Consider the following 16619-nt stretch of genomic DNA (forward strand, 5'->3'; position numbering starts at 1 on the left):
GTCGGCAGTTTACGTAAACGTAATCGTCCTGCCCGCCGCTCATTGGCCTGGTCCACCCGATCACCTCATGGAGATCCGACCGAATGACCACGAAGAACGCGACCGTCACCATCGATGACACCTCCTATGAGTTCCCGCTCAAGGATGCCAGCATCGGTCCGAGCGTGATGGACATCTCCTCCTTCTACGGCAAGACCGGCCACTTCACCTATGATCCGGGCTTCACGTCGACCGGTGCCTGCGAATCCAAGATCACCTACATCGACGGCGACAAGGGCGTGCTGCTTTATCGCGGCTACCCGATCGAGCAACTGACGCTGGAAGGCGACTATCTGGAGACCTGCTACCTCCTGCTCTACGGCGAACTGCCGACCAAGGCGCAGAAGCAGCAGTTCGACAGCCACATCACCCGCCACACCATGATCCACGAGCAGATGACCCGCTTCTTCCAGGGTTATCGCCGCGACGCCCACCCGATGGCGGTGATGGTCGGCACGGTCGGCGCGCTGTCGGCCTTCTACCACGACTCGATCGACATCTCGGATCCGCACCAGCGGATGATCGCCTCGCACCGGATGATCGCCAAGATGCCGACGATCGCCGCCATGGCCTACAAGTATTCGATCGGCCAGCCATTCATCTTCCCGAAGAACGACCTCGATTTCGCAGCCAACTTCCTGCACATGTGCTTCGCCGTGCCGGCCGAGGAGTATAAGGTGGACCCGGTTCTGGCCCGCGCCATGGACCGCATCTTCACCCTGCACGCCGACCACGAGCAGAACGCCTCGACGTCGACGGTGCGCCTCGCCGGCTCGTCGGGTGCCAATCCGTTCGCCTGCATCGCCGCCGGCATCGCCTGCCTGTGGGGCCCGGCGCACGGCGGCGCCAACGAGGCGGCGCTGAACATGCTGGCCGAGATCGGCTCGGTCGACCGCATTCCCGAATACATCGCCCGCGCCAAGGACAAGAACGACCCGTTCCGCCTGATGGGCTTCGGGCATCGCGTCTACAAGAACTACGATCCGCGCGCCAAGATCATGCAGCAGACCTGCCACGAAGTGCTCGAAACGCTGGGCATCAAGGACGATCCGCTGCTCGACGTCGCGGTCGAGCTGGAGCGCATCGCCCTTCACGACGACTATTTCGTCGAGAAGAAGCTCTATCCGAACATCGACTTCTATTCCGGCATCACGCTGAAGGCGATGGGCTTCCCCACCTCGATGTTCACCGTGCTGTTCGCCGTCGCCCGCACCGTCGGCTGGATCGCCCAGTGGAAGGAGATGGTCGAGGACCCGAGCCAGAAGATCGGCCGGCCGCGCCAGCTCTACATTGGCGCGCCGCAGCGCGACTACGTGGAGATCGGCAAGCGCGGCTGAGGCAGCCGCATGGCGACGACATCAGGGCCTCCGGCGGCGACGCCGGGGGCCTTTCTTGTCCGGGGAAGGATCAGCGGTCGGCGAGGCGCAGCACCACGTCGGCCGCTGTTTGGGCTGCCGGACGGCCGTCCGGCAGCGCCATGATGTCGCGCAGCCTCGCGAAGGCGGCGACCTGGGCAGCGCGGGCCGGCGTTTCCGCGAGGAGCGGCATCAGCGCATCGGCCAGTCGATCCGGGGCGAGATCGGGATCGAGAAACTCCGGGCTCGCCTTCTCGCCAAGGATGATGTTGGCAAGGCCGAACATATGGAGGTTGATCAGGCCGGGAATGCGACGGGCGATCTCGGAAAGGATGCGGAACAGCGGGTCGCGGGCATAGGCGATCACGCTGGGCACGCCGGCCAGTGCCAGCTCCAGCGTCACGGTGCCGGAGGTGGCGAGCGCCGCGTGGGCCGACCGGAAGGCCGCCCATTTCTCCGCTTCGCCGGCGACGACGCGCGGCGGCACGGCCCAGCCGGCCGTCTCACGCTCGATGCGCGCCCTCAACCGCTCGACAGCCGGCAGCAGCGGCCGGAACGCCAGGCCGCGCGCCGCCATCAGGTCGATCACCCTGCCGTAGAGCGGCAGCATGCGGTCGATCTCGCCCGACCGGCTGCCGGGCAGCACCAGCAGCGTCGGCGGCCCGGCATCGAGCGGCGGCCGCTCGCCCGGCGCCGGCGTCAGCAGCTCCGGCCGATCGATCAGCGGATGACCGACATAGGTGGCCTCAGGGCCTTTCAGGCGGGCGAGGACGGCCGGCTCGAACGGCAGCAGCGCTAGCACGTGATCGATGTAGGCGGCCATCCTGCGGGCTCTGCCGGGCCGCCAGGCCCATACCGAGGGGCAGACATAGTCGACGACCGGCAGGCGCGGCAGCGCCGCCCTGACGTCGCGCGCCACGCGGTGGGTGAAGTCGGGGCTGTCGATGATCACCAGCACGTCCGGCCGACCGGCGATGACGGCGCCGGCCGCCTCGGCGGTGCGGAGCTGGATCAGCGGCAGCCGCTTCACCACCGGGGCGAAGCCCATCACGGCGATGTCGTGCAGCGGGAACAGGCTCGCAAAGCCCTCGGCGGCCATGCGGTCGCCGCCGACGCCGAGGAAATCGATCGGTCGCCCTGACAGCCGCTTCAGCGCCGCCATCAGCCGGGCGCCAAGCTGGTCGCCGGATTCCTCGCCGACGACGATGGCGACGCGGAGCGGCGACCGGGGCTCGCTCATGGCGCGGCTTCGGGGAAGCGCCGCACGTCGATGAACAGCCGGGCGGCGTCGGCGGCGGCGACGGTGGCCGCCCGGTCGACGATCATCACCCGGCCGGCTTCGACGGCGATGCCGGCCAAGCCGGCGGCGGCGGCCATCTCGACGGTGCGCGGGCCGATGGTCGGCAGGTCGACGCGCAGGTCCTGCTGGGGTTTGGCCGCCTTGACCAGTACGCCGGAGCGGTGCGCCGCCTTCAGCCGGCCGCGCTTCCGGAGATCGGCAACGCGCTGCAACAGCTCGTCGGTGCCCTCGATGCCCTCGACGGCAACGACGCGACCGGAGATCGCCACCACGGCCTGGCCGATGTCGAGGCGGCCCAGCATCAGCGACGCTTCGACGCCCCTCACGATGTCGGCCTCGGCATCCTCGCTGGGCCGGTAGCGACCGAGGCTGCCGTCGCCACCCACCAGCTCCGGCGCCACCTGATGGGCGCCGACCACCAGGTAGTCGCGATCTTCCAGGAAACGGACGACGTTCTTCAGCACGGTGTCGTCGCCGCCGACCATCAGCGACAGGATCTTCGGCAGGCTCAGCACGGCGCCGAGATCGACGCGGATGGCCGAGAAGTCGGGCCGGTTGACGGCGCCGCAGATCACCACCTCGCCGACCCGCTCGCGGGCGAGCAGGTCGAACATCCGGCCGATCTCGCCCCAGCGCAGCCAGTGGTGATGGAAGGCCTCGATCTCCGCATCGGCCTCGCCGACAATGCCGAACAGCACCACCGGCCGCCCGGCCGCTTCGGCCGCCCGCGCCACGATGGCCGGCACGCCGCCGCCGCCGGCGATGATTCCAAGGGTGGGACGGTCGGGATCGGACGGACGCAGCGTCATTCGGCCTCGCCATCCCGGTTGCGCGGCGTGCAGATGGCGCGATCGCCGCCGGCCCGGATGAACTCGATCATGCGTTCGACCAGCGGGCTGCCGCCATGGGTCTCGGCGACGCGGGCGACGCGCGACGCCAGCGGCTCGTCACTGTCGAACAGCAGCTTGTAGGCATTGCGCAAGGCGTGGATGTCGTCGCGCGGGAAGTTGGCCCGTCTCAGGCCGACCAGATTGAGGCCGCCGAGGCGGGCGCGGTTGCCGGTGACCATGCCGAAGGGAATGACGTCGTTCTCGACGCCGGTCATGCCGCCGACCATCACGCCCTCGCCGATGCGCACCCACTGGTGCACGGCGCTGAGGCCGCCGAGGATGGCGTTGTCGCCGATGTGGACGTGGCCGCCGAGCGTGGCGCAGTTGACCAGGATGACGTTGTTGCCGACCACGCAATCGTGGGCGACATGGGCATTGGCCATCAGGAGGCAATTGGCGCCGACGCGGGTCAGCATGCCGCCGCCCTCGGTGCCGAGATGCAGCGTGGCGCATTCGCGGATCACCGTCCGCTCGCCGACTTCCAGCCGGCTCGGCTCGCCATGATACTTTAGATCCTGCGGCACCATGCCGACGGTGGCATGCGGAAACACCGTGACGCCGGGGCCGAGCGTCGTGCGACCGTCCACCACCGTGTGGGCGTGCAGCACCACGCCCTCGCCGAGCCGGACGTGCGGCCCGACCACGGCGAACGGGCCGATGCTGACGTCATCGCCGATCTCGGCGGCCGGATCGACGACGGCGGTGGGATGTATGTTGCGCATGCGGATGATCCTCGACGGCGGTGCAGCCCGTTTCCCTATAACGTCGGTCACCGGCGAGGCGCCGCACATATTGTTTCAGCGTGTTACGCCCACCCGCGTGCCGTCAGGCGTTCAACAGCATGGCGCTGAGTTCGGCCTCGGCCACCTTGACGCCGGCGACGATGGCCGTCGCCTCGAACCACCACATGTTGGCGCGCTTCTTCATCTTGCGGACGTGGTACTCGACCACGTCGCCGGGGCCGACCGGTTTCCTGAACTTCACCTTGTCGATGGTCATGAAGTAGACCAGCTTCGGCGGGCCGCCGCTGCCGGCGTTGACGCAGATGGCGCCGGCCGTCTGGGCCATGCCCTCGATCATCAGCACGCCGGGCATCACCGGCGCATTCGGGAAATGCCCCTGGAACTGCGGCTCGTTGATGGTGACGTTCTTGATGCCGATCGCCGAATCGTCGCCGTCGATCTCGATGATCCGGTCGATCATCAGGAAGGGATAACGGTGCGGCAGCGCCTTCAGAAGCGCCTGGATGTCCATGACCTCAAGCGTGCCCCTGGCGGGCGCCGCGGTCTCGGCCGGTGCGTTGTCGGTTTCGCTCACGTTTGATCCCTTCCCGTCGCCTGCTGCGCGGCCCGCTTCAGGGCCATCTGTTCCCTAGTCCACTCGCGGATGGGCTTCGCCGGATTGCCGACGTAGCGCGCTCCCGCCGGAATGCTGTCCTTGACCATGGCGCCGCCCGAAATCTGGGCGCCCATGCCGATCCTGATGTGGCCGGCAAGGCCGGTGTGGCCGCCGATCGCCACGAAATCCTCAAGTTGCGTCGAGCCGGAAATGCCGACCTGCGCCACCAGCACGCAGTGCCGCCCGACCTCGACGTTGTGACCGATCTGCACACCGTTGTCGATCTTGGTGCCCTCGCCGATCACCGTGTCGCGGTTGGAGCCGCGGTCGATGGCGACATTGGCACCGATCTCCACGTCGTCCTGGATCACCACCCGGCCGATCTGCGGCACCTTGAGGTGGCCGCCCGGACCCATGGCGAAGCCGAAGCCGTCCTGGCCGATGCGGGCACCGGGATGGATGATGACGCGGTTGCCGACCAGCGCATATTGCAGCGTGACGCCGGCGCCGACGTAGCCGTCGCGGCCGATACGCACGCCACGGCCGATCACCGCGTTGGCCGACACCACCGTACCGCTGCCGATCTCGGCGCCGGCGCCGATGACGGCGCCCGGCTCGACGGTGACGTCCGCCTCAAGGCGGGCTTCGGGATGGATGGTGGCCGCCGGCGAGATGCCGGCCGCACCGAACGGTCCCTTCAGACGGAAGGCGTCGGGGAACAGCGCCTGCAGGACCAGCGCCATTGCCCGGTAAGGCTGGGCGGCGACCACCACGGCGGCACCCTCCGGCGCGTCGCCGACATGGGCCGCCGAACAGATGACCGCCGATGCCCGCGTTGCCCGGAAGGCGTCGACGTAATGGGGGTTGTCGAGGAAGGAAAGATCGCCCGGACCGGCCTGGTCGAGCGGAGCGACGCGTCCGATGGCGACAGTCGCGTCGCCGCGCGCCACCTCGCCGCCGGCGATGCGGGCCACCTCGGCCAGGGCGAGACGCCCGGCGGGCACGAAGAACACTGGATCGGACATGGCCACATTCGCTCCCCCTCCGCCGGATGCGAACCCCGCGGCGAACGAGCGCCTTCCCTCTTCGTTTCGGCTGAAGCACCGCACGGTCGGCGGCCGTCCGGCGTTCCTGGGCGGCCGGCTGCGATATTGCCGGAACGGAAGGCATTAGCCATTGCGCCACGCCGGTGTCAACCGATCGCGTGCGGCAAGTCCACGGGAAGCGCGGCGGCGCGTCGATTCCGGCGTGCAGCCGCCGAACGGGTCAGCCGTTTCAGGCCTTGTCGGAGGGCGAACACGACCAGTCGCAAGTACGGCGGCACAATGCCCGAGCCGGCGGAAAGACGGCCCAAAAGAAACCGCCGCGCCCTGAGGACGCGGCGGTCAAAAATCTCCGAGGAAGACGATGTCAGAACCTTGTGCCGCCGGAGAAGCGGAACACTTGTGTCTTGTCGGTGTCTTCCTTCAGGACCGGGTAGGCGAAGTCCGCACGCAGCAGGCCGAAGGGCGACTGCCACATCAGGCCGGCGCCGACCGAGGCGCGCAGCGCAAGGCCGTTGTCGGTGCCGGAAGTCGTCGTGTCGGACGACCAGAGCGTGCCGGCGTCGGCGAACAGCGAACCCCAGAAGCCATATTCCTGCGGGATCATCGGCACCGGGAAGATCGTCTCGGCCGTGCCGGCAACATAGTACCTGCCGCCGAGAGCATACCCAGTCGCCGGATCGCGCGGACCGATGCCGTTGCTGTCGAAGCCGCGGATGATCGAGCCGCCAACCTGGAACTGGTCGATGCTTTCGAGATCGCCGTCCAGCCCGAACATGGCGCCGCCCTTGGCGCCAAGATGACCGATCAGGTCCCAGTCCTCGACCAGTTCCTTATAGTACTCGACGCGAGCCGTGGTGCGCAGGAAGGTTGCATCGCCGCCGGCGCCGGCGAATTCCTGCTTGATCTGCGCATAGACGCCACTGCGCGGGAAGGCATAGTCGTCGACCGTGTTGTAGGTCAGGCTGGTGCCGATGATCGAGATGAAGCGGTCGCCGGCCGTGACGAACGGGCTATAGGTCGAATTGACGTCGCCGACTTCCTGCCGATAGCCCTCGTAGAACAGACCAAGGGACGTATTCTCGGCGACCGGCACGCCGAAGCGGATCTTGCCGCCGGTATTTTTCTCGTCATATGGATGGACGCCGTCCGAGCCCACGCTGTAGTTGCGCTGGTAGATGTCGAACCCGCCCTCAAGGCGACGGTCGAACAGGTAGGGCTCGGTGAACGACAGCTCGTAGGACGAGTCGCCCGTCTTGCCGTCGGTGGTGATGCCCTTGGACACCGAGGCGCGGACATACTGGCCGCGGCCGAGGAAGTTCTTCTCGGTCAGCGACAGTTCGGCCAGGATGCCGTTCGAGGTCGAATAGCCGGCGCCGACGCTCAACTCGCCGGTCGGCTTGTCATCGACCTGCACGTTGACGATCACCTTGTCGACGGACGAGCCCTGCTCGGACCAGATGCGAACGGTATTGAAGTAGCCGAGGTTCTTGAGCTTGCGCTCGGCCTTCTCGATCAGCACCTGATTGTAGGCGTCGCCCTCTCCGATATCGAACTCGCGACGGATGACGTAATCACGCGTGCGGTCGTTGCCGATGATGTTGATGCGCTCGATGTAGGCGCGCGCACCCTCGTCGACGAAATAAGTGACGGCGATGGTGTGGTTGGCGTAGTCGCGGTCGCCGCGCGGGCGCACCTGCACGAAGGCGTAGCCCTTGGCCGCCACGGCGGTGGTAATGGCCTCCAGCGACTTGTCGACGTCGGCCGCCGAATAGGTGTCGCCGGTGCGGGTCAGCGTCAGCTTCTGAAGGTCCTCGGGGTTGACCTCGGACAGCGTCGTCTCGACCTTGATGTCGCCGTACTTGTAGCGCTGGCCCTCGTCGACGGTGAAGGTCAGGAAGAAGGAGTTCTGCTGGCGGTCGAAGTCGGCGGTGGCGGACACCACGCGGAAGTCGGCATAGCCGTGGTTGTAGTAGAAGCGACGGAGCGCTTCCTGATCGGCGTTCAGCTTCTCCGGGCTGTAGTTGTCCGACGTCTTGATCCAGCCGAACAGACCAGACTCCTTGGTGGAGATGACGTTGGACAGACGATAGTTGGAGAAGGCGCTGTTGCCGACGAAGGTGATCTTGCTCACCTCGGTGCGCGGACCCTCGTTGATCTGGTAGATCAGGTCGACGCGCCCCTTGCCAAGGTCGACCTGCTTGGGCTCGACGGTGGCATCGTAGCGGCCGCTGCGGCGGTAAAGCTCGAGGATACGCTGGGTGTCGGACTCGACCTTGCCCTGCGTCAGCACCGAACGCGGCTGCAACTCGATGACGCCCCTCAGCATTTCATCGGACTGGACGTCGTTGCCCTCGAAGGCGACGCGAGCGATGACCGGGTTCTCGACCACCTTGACGATGATGCGGCCGCCGGACTGGCTGATCTGCACATCGGAGAACATGCCGGTGGCGAACAGCGCCTTGATCGATTCGTCGATCTCGGCGGCGCTGAGCGGCCGACCCGGCGTGCCCTTGATATAGGCAGCGACCGTCTCGGGCTCGACACGCGTGTTGCCGACCACCGTCACCCGGCCGACGGACGCCGCCTCGGCGGTGATCGCGCCTAGTTCCGGTATAAACCCGCTCCACAAAGGTGCCGCGACGAGCAAGGCAGCGGAGGCGGCGACGACTTTCGTCCATTCCTTGAATGAGCGCATTTAATCACGTACCCGAGTTTCTGCGGCCAAGGCCGTTTGGGAACCCTTGTTACAGATTCCGATCAAGAGGTTTTTACAGTCTTTGCCAGGATGCGCAAGCGACCTTGCCATGGGTGGTGCCGTTTTCCCTGCCGTGCGTGACCCGAAGGTCACGAGCGTCGTCTATCCGGACGCAATCTTGGCAATATCGTTCAGGACGCCAAAGGCCATCAATCCCAAGACGATAGCAAAGCCAATGCCGTAGCCGATCTCCTGGGCCCGCTCCGGCAGCGGCCGCCCGCGCAAAGCCTCGATCGCGTAGAAAGCCAGATGTCCACCGTCCAGCATCGGGATTGGGAAGAGGTTAATGAGACCGATCGAAATCGACAGAATGGCAGCAAGGTTAACGAGAGGTATCAGCCCCAGCGCCGCCACCTGACCGCTGACGCGGGCGATGCCGATCGGGCCGCTGATCTGCGCCGTCGAGGTGCGGCCCGAGAACATGCCGGCCACCGAGGACAGCGTGCTGTCGACGATCGACCAGGTCTCGTGCACCGCCTCGCGCAGGGCGCCGAACGGCCCGAAGCTCCTCAGTTCGACGGTGGGATTGGTCTGCCTGAGGCCGAGCACCGGCACGATCTGCTTCTCGCCGAAGCCGTCGACGATTTCGCGGGCGCGCGGCGTGGCGTGCAGCGTCAGCCTGCTACCGGCGCGATCGACGTCGATGGCCAGCGAAACGCCGTTCCTCAGCATGACGATGCGCTGGATGTCGGCGAAGCTCTCGATCGGATTGCCGTCGATCGACAGGATGCGGTCGCCGGGCGCGAATCCCGCCGCGGCGGCTGGGCTGTCCGGCTCGACGGAACCGGCGACCGGCGCGATCATCGGCTTGCCGAAGGCATAGAACAGCGCGGCCAGCACGGCGATGGCGAACAGGAAGTTGGCGGCCGGACCGGCAGCGACCACGGCGGCGCGGGCGGCAAGCCCCTTCGACTGGAAGGCGCCATCGACCTGCGACCGCTCGCCGTCCGGCCGGCTTGCCGCGTCGGCGTCGTCGATGAAACGGACATAGCCGCCGAGCGGGATGGCCGACAGCTTCCAGCGCGTACCCTTGCGGTCATTCCAGCCAAGCAGCTCGGGACCGAAGCCGATCGAGAAGACGCTGACGGCGACGCCGGTGCGGCGCGCCACCCAGAAGTGGCCAAGCTCGTGCACGAACACCACCACGGTCAGCACCACCAGGAACGGCAGGATGGTGCCGATCAGCGTGCCGCCCGTTGCGCTCAGAAAACCCAATGCCTCGTCCTCTCTTGATCCTGCCCCATGTGCCGGCGGGCCTCCGCCCCTGGCTTTACGCTCCCGTGCGAAGCAGCGTTCACACTATAGGCAGGACGCGGCGATCTTGCGAGCCCATCCGTCGAGTTCGGTGGCGGCGGCAAGCGATTGCGGCTCGGCAAGGCCGCCGGCGCCATCAATCGCATCGAGCGTCGCCTCGACGGTGCGGGCGATATCGAGGAAGCCGATGCGGCCGGCAAGGAAGGCCTCGACGGCCACCTCGTTGGCGGCGTTGAGCACGCAAGGCGCGCCGTCACCCCGCCTCAGCGCCGCCTCGGCCAGCGGCAGGCAGGGGAAGCGGTCGCGGTCGGGCGCCTCGAAGGTCAGGGTGCCGATAGCCGCGAGATCGAGCGGCTTCACCATCGTCGGACGACGCTCGGGCCAGGCGAGACAGTAGCCGATCGGCGTGCGCATGTCGGGCACGCCGAGTTCGGCCAGCAGCGAGCCATCCCTGTAGCGGACGAGGCCGTGCACCACCGACTGCGGATGCACCAGCACCGAGAGCTGGTCGACGGAGACCGGATAGAGGCGATGGGCCTCGATCAGCTCCAGTCCCTTGTTCATCAGCGTCGCCGAGTCGATGGTGATCTTCGGCCCCATGCTCCACTTGGGATGCTTCAGCGCCATGTCGCGAGTGACGGCGGAAAGGTCCGCCTTCGGCGTCCTCAGGAACGGCCCGCCGGAGGCGGTGATGATCACCTCGGCGACGGCATCGGCGTTGCCGGTCTCGAAGGCCTGGAAGATGGCGTTGTGCTCGCTGTCGACCGGCAGCACCACCGTGCCGGCCTGCCGCGCCGCCGCCATGAACAGCGGACCGGCGGAAACCAGCGTCTCCTTGTTGGCGAGCGCCACGATGCGCGTGGCGCCGAGCGCGGCGAGGCTGGGCGCGAGACCGGCGAAGCCGACGATGGCCGACAGTACGATGTCGGTCGGACGGGCGGCGGCGGCGGCCACCGCCTCCGGGCCGGCCGCCGCCGCGATGCCGGTGCCGACAAGGCGCTCGCGAAGTTCGCCATAGGCGGCGGGATCGGCGACGACGGCGATCCGGGCGGAGAAGCGGACGGCCAGCTCGGCGAGGGCGGCGGCGTTGCGGCCGGCGGTCAGCGCCTCGATCGCGAAGCGGCCCGGTTCGGCGGCGACCACGTCGAGCGTGCTGAGGCCGATCGAGCCGGTGGCGCCGAGAATGGAGAGCCGCCGCGGCGCGCCCCTCTCCGCCGTCATCGAGCCCCGATCGGTGTTCTCGGTCATTACGATCACCAGACCAGCAGGCCGGCGGCGATGCCGCCACCCACGAACCAGTCGCGCACCAGACCGATGGCGGCGGCGGCGGAGAGCGCGACCACCAGCCCGTCGAGGCGGTCCATGATGCCGCCGTGGCCGGGAATGAGTACGCCCGAATCCTTGACGCCGAAGTGCCGCTTCATGGCCGATTCGGCGAGATCACCCACCTGACCGACCGCCGACAGCAGCAGCGCGACGAGTGCCGTGACAGGCCCGACGCCGAGGCCGGCCACGCCGACCACCATGAGGCCGGCGACGACGCCGGCGGCGGCGCCGCCGATGGCGCCCGACCAGGTCTTCTTCGGCGAGAAGCGCGGCGCCAGCTTCGGCCCGCCGATCAGCCGGCCGGCGAAATAGGCGGCGGTGTCGGTGGCCCAGACGACGACGAAGACGAAGATCACCGCCACGGCGCCGATCGATTCGAAGCTCTTTGGGCCGTCGCCGCGCAGCACCACGGCGGCAATGGCCGGCACGGCGGCGTAGACGACGCCGAGCGACAGCCAGGCGACGCGCGGCTCGGTGACGCGGGCGAACAGCAGGGCCAGCGCGATCAGCACCGAGAAGCCGACTGAATGCAGCGGTTCGGTCTGAGCCATCACCACGGTGACGGCGAGAAAGGCCATCAGCGCCCAGGGCGCGGCGCGGAAGGAGAACGGGCCGCTCATCGCCATCCATTCGCGGAGGATCAGCACGGCGGCGGCGGCGGCCAGCGCGGCGAACATCCAGCCACCAGCCCACAGCGCGGCGACGGCGACAGTCACCAGCACGATGGCGGAGAGAAGCCGGAGGACGAATTCGGAGCCGGCCTTGCCGGGTGCGGGCTGCGGCGCGTTCATCGGGCCTCGCTCTTCTGGGGCAATCCGCCGAAGCGGCGCTCGCGGCCGAGATATTCGCCGATCGCCCGGTCGAAGGCGGCGCCGTCGAAGTCCGGCCAGTAGTCGGGCACGAAGACGAACTCGGCATAGGCGGCCTGCCACAGCAGGAAGTTGGACAGCCGCTGCTCGCCGCTGGTGCGGATGATCAGGTCGGGATCGGGCATGCCGGCGGTGTCGAGCCGGGCGGCGACGAGGTCGGCGGTAACCTCCTCGGCCCGGAGCCGGCCGGCCGCCACGTCGCCGGCGACGGCCCGCGCCGCCCGGACGATCTCGTCGCGGCCACCGTAGTTGAAGGCGATGACCAGGTTGAGGCCGGTGTTGCCGACGGTCTTCTCCTCGGCCTCGATCAACAGCCCGGCGATGTCGCCGGAGAGGTTGTCGCGGCCGCCGATCACCCGCACGCGCACGTTGCCGCGCCTCAGCTCGGCGAGGTCGCGACGGATGAACAGCTTCAGCAGGCCCATCAGCTCGCTGACCTCGTCGGCCGGCCGCGACCAGTTTTCCGAGGAGAAGCCGAACACCGTCAGCCATTCGAGGCCGATGGCGTTGGCATGCTTGACGACGTCGCGGATCGACTGCACGCCGCGCCGGTGCCCCTCGGCGCGCGGCAGGCCGCGCGAACGCGCCCAACGGCCGTTGCCGTCCATGATGATGGCGACATGGCGCGGCAGCCCTGCCTTCCGGTACGCTTCCGCCGGCGCCGTTCCGAGCCGCGACATGTCCGAACTGTTCCCCACGAAGCCCCCGTTGACCCGCCGGCCTGCCCTTTCCGGATCAGACCTGCATGATCTCCTGTTCCTTGGCCGCCAGCATGCGGTCGGCCTCGGCGATCGAGTCGTCGGTGATCTTCTGCACGCGCTCCGAATAGACGCGCAGCGAATCCTCGGAGATCAGGCCCTCCTTTTCGAGGTCCTTCAATTCGTCGAGGCCATCGCGGCGCACATGGCGGATGGCCACCTTGGTCGCCTCCACATACTTGTGGGCGATCTTCACCAGCTCCTTGCGGCGCTCGGTGTTCAGCTCCGGGATCGGCAGGCGCAGCAGCGTGCCCTCGATGATCGGGTTGAGGCCGAGATTCGATTCGCGGATCGCCTTCTCGACGGCATGCACCATGCTCTTGTCCCAGACCTGCACCGAGAGCATGCGCGGCTCCGGCACCGACACCGTCGCCACCTGGTTGAGCGGCATGGTGCTGCCGTAGGCGTTGACGACAATCGGATCGAGAAGGCTCGTGCTGGCGCGGCCGGTGCGGAGACCGGCGAGGTCGTTCTTGAACACGCCGAGCGCGCCCTGCATGCGGCGCTTCAGGTCGTTGATGTCATAATCTTCATCGGCCATCTTGCCAACCTTCCAGAACTCTCGGCGCCGGCCGGTGCCCCGTTGCCCCCAGGGCGGGGCCGGCGGCGCTCGTTGTTGTTATCCGTCGATGACGGTGCAGAGCCCCTTGCCCTTCAGAACATTGACGAATGCGCCATGTTCGTGAACCGAGAACACCACTACCGGAATCTTGTTGTCGCGGGCAAGCGCAATCGCCGCCGCGTCCATGACCTGGAGGTTCTTCGACAGCACCTCCTGGTGGGTCAGCCGCTCGTAGCGGCGGGCCGTCGGGTCCTTCTTGGGATCGGCGGTATAGACGCCGTCCACCTGCGTGCCCTTGAGGAGGGCATCGCAGTCCATCTCGGCGGCGCGCAGCGCGGCGCCGGAGTCGGTGGTGAAGAAGGGGTTGCCGGTGCCGGCGGCGAAGACGATCACCTTGTTGGCGGCGAAGTGCTTCAGCGCCTCGCGCTGGGTGAAGGTCTCGCAGAGGGCGGGAATGGCGATGGCCGACAGCACCACGGCCGGCGCGCCCAGCCGCTCGATGGCCGAGCGCATGGCGAGCGCGTTCATCACCGTGCCGAGCATGCCGAGATAGTCGCCGGTGGTGCGGTCGCCGCCGTCGGCGGCCACCGAGACGCCGCGGAAGATATTGCCGCCGCCGACCACCACGCCGACCTGGATACCGAGCTTATAGGCCTCGACGATCTCGCCGGCCAGACGATCGACCACCTTGGGGTCGATGCCGAAGCCGCGATCGCCCATCAGGGCCTCGCCCGACAGCTTGAGCAGGACGCGGCGATACTTAAGCTCGGTCATGGGGCAAAACTCCGGATTTTCGAGAAAAGACGATTCCAGCAGAGGGGCGGCGTCCGATCCGTTCCAACTAACCCGCATCGGGGCGCATGGGAACCCCCATGAACGGCGTAACAGCTTCGCCGGGACGCAGACATGACAAGGGCGCCGAACCAGTCGGCGCCCCGTCGTCTCAGCTATGGACCGTCGCTCAGCCCTGGCCGGCGGCGGCGGCCACTTCGGCGGCGAAATCGCTCTCGCCCTTGTCGATGCCTTCGCCGAGGGCGAAGCGCACGAAGCCGGTGACCTTGATCGGCGCGCCGGCCGTCGCCTCGGCGGCCTTGACGGCGGCCTCGACGGTGAGGTCGGGGTTGATCACGAAGGCCTGCTTCAGCAGCGTCGACTCCTCGTAGAACTTGCGGATGCGGCCCTCGACCATCTTCTCGATGACGGCGGCCGGCTTGCCCGACTCCTTGGCCTGCTCGATGAAGATCGCCCGCTCGCGCTCGACGACGTCGGCCGGGATTTCTTCAGCCGACAGCGCCAGCGGCGAGGTGGCGGCGACGTGCATGGCGATCTGGCGGCCGAGTTTGACCAACTCGTCGACGTTGCCGGTCGACTCGAGGGCAACCAGCACGCCGATCTTGCCGAGGCCGTCGGCGATCGCCGAGTGGACGTAGGTGGCGACGGCGCCCGACGACACCTTCAGGGCGGCCGAGCGGCGGAAGCCCATGTTCTCGCCGATGGTGGCGACCAGTTCCTTGACCTCGTCCTCGACCGAATGCGCCTTGCCCGGATAGGCGGCGGCGGCAACGGCGGCGGCATCGCCGCCCTTGTCGACGGCGACGGCGGCCACCGTGCGCACCAGCCCCTGGAAGGCGTCGTTGCGGGCAACGAAGTCGGTCTCGGAGTTGACCTCGACGACGGCGGCGGACTTGTCGCCGGTGGCGACGCCGACCAGACCCTCGGCGGCAACGCGGCCGGCCTTCTTGGCGGCCTTGCTGAGGCCCTTGGCGCGCAGCCAGTCGATGGCGGCCTCGATGTCGCCGTTGTTCTCGGCCAGCGCGTGCTTGCAATCCATCATGCCGGCGCCGGTCTTGTCGCGGAGATCCTTCACCTGTGCGGCGGAAATGTTCATGTGACCCTCGTCTTCATCTTGAAACGTCGAACGCCGGAGCCGGCTTGTAGCGGCCTGTGCTGACAGGCCGATGAACGGCGGCCGCGCGGTGGTCCCGCGCCTCGCCGCCAACCGGTCGGCGCCGATCGCTCACCCTGCCCGCCGGCCGGCGGGCTTCCTAACAGGTCGGGCGGACCCTTCGAGGATCCGCCCGAAAAGCATCGGCAAGATCGCGCGTAACGCGCCGATCAGGCGTTCGCCTCGGGAGCGGCTTCCTCGGAGAGGGCCAGCTCCTCGATCGGCTGCTCGGAAGCGCCGATGTCTTCGCCCATGGCACCCATGGCACGCGACAGGCCGTCGACGGCGGCGCGCGAGATCAGGTCGCAGTAGAGCGCGATGGCGCGGCCGGCGTCGTCATTGCCCGGCACCGGGAAGGTGATGCCGTCCGGATCGCTGTTGGAGTCGAGGATGGCGGCAACCGGAATGCCGAGGCGGCGCGCCTCGTCGATGGCGTTCTTTTCCTTGTTGGTGTCGATGACGACGATCAGGTCGGGCGTGCCGCCCATGTCCTTGATGCCGCCGAGCGCCCGCTCCAGCTTGTCGCGCTCGCGGGTCATCACCAGGCGTTCCTTCTTGGTGAGACGGGCCGACTGCTCGGAGTTGAGCGTCTCGTCGAGCTTGCGCAGGCGCTGGATCGAGCCGGAGATGGTCTTCCAGTTGGTCAGCATGCCACCGAGCCAGCGGCTGTTGACGTAATACTGGGCCGAGCGGCGGGCCGCCTCGGCGATGTCGTCCTGGGCCTGACGCTTGGTGCCGACCAGGAGCACGCGGCCGCCGCGGGCGACGGTGTCGGACACCGCCTTCAGCGCCTGGTGCATCAGCGGCACGGTCTGGGCGAGGTCAAGGATGTGGACGTTGGCGCGCGAGCCGAAGATGAAGGACTTCATCTTCGGGTTCCAGCGGTGCGTCTGGTGGCCGAAGTGAACGCCGGCCTCAAGCAGCTGGCGCATGGTGAACTCGGGAAGAGCCATTGAATCGTACCTTTTTCCGGTTTGGCCTCCGCGGGAGGAATCGACCGGGCAACGCTGCCCGAGACGACCGGAGGGAACGCCGAGGCGCACCCGCGGCTCCCGCGTGTGGAATGGCGCGGGGTATAGGGGAAACGGCCGGTGATGGCAAGGGCCAACCACCGCCGAAAGCCCGAAAGCCGCGCCTTTCAGGCCGGTATGCGGCCGCGGCGCCCTGCCCGCCCTCGATGCC

The 16619-nt window shown here is 67.8% G+C and carries 15 protein-coding genes; 1 reads left to right on the top strand and 14 read right to left on the bottom strand.

Annotated features, from left to right (window positions below; translation table 11 throughout):
• Positions 1-83 precede the first annotated feature (83 nt).
• Positions 84-1376: a citrate synthase gene (gene gltA / locus H512_RS0101910; protein WP_026782085.1), complete on the top strand. Its 1293-nt coding sequence runs from the start codon at positions 84-86 to the stop codon at positions 1374-1376.
• 70 nt (positions 1377-1446) lie between these two features.
• Here gltA and lpxB read toward each other — a convergent pair whose 3' ends face one another.
• The 14 genes from lpxB to rpsB all read right to left on the bottom strand — a co-directional run bounded on the left by lpxB (position 1447) and on the right by rpsB (position 16369).
• Positions 1447-2634 carry a lipid-A-disaccharide synthase gene (lpxB, locus tag H512_RS0101915; protein WP_026782086.1) on the bottom strand — a complete coding sequence of 396 codons (1188 nt, stop codon included), beginning with the start codon at positions 2632-2634 and terminating at the stop codon, positions 1447-1449.
• Positions 2631-3503 carry an LpxI family protein gene (locus H512_RS0101920; protein ID WP_036789690.1) on the bottom strand — a complete coding sequence of 291 codons (873 nt, stop codon included), beginning with the start codon at positions 3501-3503 and terminating at the stop codon, positions 2631-2633. The genes lpxB and H512_RS0101920 overlap by 4 nt, the downstream gene beginning before the upstream one ends.
• Entirely contained in the window at positions 3500-4306 is an 807-nt protein-coding gene (gene lpxA, locus H512_RS0101925; protein ID WP_026782088.1) for an acyl-ACP--UDP-N-acetylglucosamine O-acyltransferase, read from the bottom strand. Before lpxA ends, H512_RS0101920 begins: the two co-directional genes overlap by 4 nt.
• A gap of 103 nt (positions 4307-4409) precedes the next feature.
• A complete protein-coding gene (fabZ, locus tag H512_RS0101930; RefSeq protein ID WP_036789772.1) occupies positions 4410-4838 on the bottom strand; it encodes a 3-hydroxyacyl-ACP dehydratase FabZ in 429 nt (142 codons plus the stop codon).
• Positions 4839-4897: 59 nt separating this feature from the next.
• The gene (lpxD, locus tag H512_RS0101935) at positions 4898-5947 is read right to left on the bottom strand and encodes a UDP-3-O-(3-hydroxymyristoyl)glucosamine N-acyltransferase (protein WP_026782090.1); all 1050 of its coding nucleotides are present in this window, start codon (positions 5945-5947) and stop codon (positions 4898-4900) included.
• A gap of 385 nt (positions 5948-6332) precedes the next feature.
• Positions 6333-8663, bottom strand: a complete 2331-nt coding sequence (gene bamA / locus H512_RS0101940; protein WP_026782091.1) for an outer membrane protein assembly factor BamA — start codon at positions 8661-8663, stop codon at positions 6333-6335.
• Positions 8664-8825: 162 nt separating this feature from the next.
• The gene (gene rseP / locus H512_RS0101945; protein WP_026782092.1) at positions 8826-9938 is read right to left on the bottom strand and encodes an RIP metalloprotease RseP; all 1113 of its coding nucleotides are present in this window, start codon (positions 9936-9938) and stop codon (positions 8826-8828) included.
• An 84-nt stretch (positions 9939-10022) separates the two neighbouring features.
• The gene (dxr, locus tag H512_RS0101950) at positions 10023-11237 is read right to left on the bottom strand and encodes a 1-deoxy-D-xylulose-5-phosphate reductoisomerase (RefSeq protein ID WP_425414155.1); all 1215 of its coding nucleotides are present in this window, start codon (positions 11235-11237) and stop codon (positions 10023-10025) included.
• Positions 11231-12094, bottom strand: coding sequence for a phosphatidate cytidylyltransferase (locus H512_RS0101955; protein WP_026782094.1), 864 nt, complete (start codon positions 12092-12094; stop codon positions 11231-11233). Before H512_RS0101955 ends, dxr begins: the two co-directional genes overlap by 7 nt.
• Positions 12091-12852 (bottom strand): isoprenyl transferase, encoded by a 762-nt coding sequence (locus H512_RS0101960; RefSeq protein WP_053239493.1) that lies wholly within the window; start codon positions 12850-12852, stop codon positions 12091-12093. The genes H512_RS0101955 and H512_RS0101960 overlap by 4 nt, the downstream gene beginning before the upstream one ends.
• Before the next feature lie 55 nt (positions 12853-12907).
• Positions 12908-13471 carry a ribosome recycling factor gene (frr, locus tag H512_RS0101965; protein WP_026782096.1) on the bottom strand — a complete coding sequence of 188 codons (564 nt, stop codon included), beginning with the start codon at positions 13469-13471 and terminating at the stop codon, positions 12908-12910.
• Between the two features lie 78 nt (positions 13472-13549).
• Entirely contained in the window at positions 13550-14266 is a 717-nt protein-coding gene (gene pyrH, locus H512_RS0101970; RefSeq protein ID WP_026782097.1) for a UMP kinase, read from the bottom strand.
• Between the two features lie 187 nt (positions 14267-14453).
• Complete coding sequence (gene tsf, locus H512_RS0101975; RefSeq protein WP_026782098.1) at positions 14454-15380, bottom strand: translation elongation factor Ts; 927 nt, start codon at positions 15378-15380, stop codon at positions 14454-14456.
• 227 nt (positions 15381-15607) lie between these two features.
• Positions 15608-16369: a 30S ribosomal protein S2 gene (rpsB, locus tag H512_RS0101980; protein WP_245585336.1), complete on the bottom strand. Its 762-nt coding sequence runs from the start codon at positions 16367-16369 to the stop codon at positions 15608-15610.
• Positions 16370-16619 lie beyond the last annotated feature (250 nt).

Source organism: Pleomorphomonas koreensis DSM 23070, from assembly GCF_000425185.1.
GTDB classification, from domain to species: domain Bacteria; phylum Pseudomonadota; class Alphaproteobacteria; order Rhizobiales; family Pleomorphomonadaceae; genus Pleomorphomonas; species Pleomorphomonas koreensis.

Coding starts and splice junctions, on each gene's coding strand:
- bamA (WP_026782091.1), bottom strand. CDS start 8,663: ATGCGCTCATTCAAGGAATGGACGAAAGTCGTCGCCGCCTCCGCTGCC.
- pyrH (WP_026782097.1), bottom strand. CDS start 14,266: ATGACCGAGCTTAAGTATCGCCGCGTCCTGCTCAAGCTGTCGGGCGAG.
- lpxD (WP_026782090.1), bottom strand. CDS start 5,947: ATGTCCGATCCAGTGTTCTTCGTGCCCGCCGGGCGTCTCGCCCTGGCC.
- gltA (WP_026782085.1), top strand. CDS start 84: ATGACCACGAAGAACGCGACCGTCACCATCGATGACACCTCCTATGAG.
- H512_RS0101960 (WP_053239493.1), bottom strand. CDS start 12,852: ATGTCGCGGCTCGGAACGGCGCCGGCGGAAGCGTACCGGAAGGCAGGG.
- fabZ (WP_036789772.1), bottom strand. CDS start 4,838: ATGGACATCCAGGCGCTTCTGAAGGCGCTGCCGCACCGTTATCCCTTC.
- frr (WP_026782096.1), bottom strand. CDS start 13,471: ATGGCCGATGAAGATTATGACATCAACGACCTGAAGCGCCGCATGCAG.
- H512_RS0101955 (WP_026782094.1), bottom strand. CDS start 12,094: ATGAACGCGCCGCAGCCCGCACCCGGCAAGGCCGGCTCCGAATTCGTC.
- rpsB (WP_245585336.1), bottom strand. CDS start 16,369: ATGCGCCAGCTGCTTGAGGCCGGCGTTCACTTCGGCCACCAGACGCAC.
- H512_RS0101920 (WP_036789690.1), bottom strand. CDS start 3,503: ATGACGCTGCGTCCGTCCGATCCCGACCGTCCCACCCTTGGAATCATC.
- tsf (WP_026782098.1), bottom strand. CDS start 15,380: ATGAACATTTCCGCCGCACAGGTGAAGGATCTCCGCGACAAGACCGGC.
- lpxA (WP_026782088.1), bottom strand. CDS start 4,306: ATGCGCAACATACATCCCACCGCCGTCGTCGATCCGGCCGCCGAGATC.
- lpxB (WP_026782086.1), bottom strand. CDS start 2,634: ATGAGCGAGCCCCGGTCGCCGCTCCGCGTCGCCATCGTCGTCGGCGAG.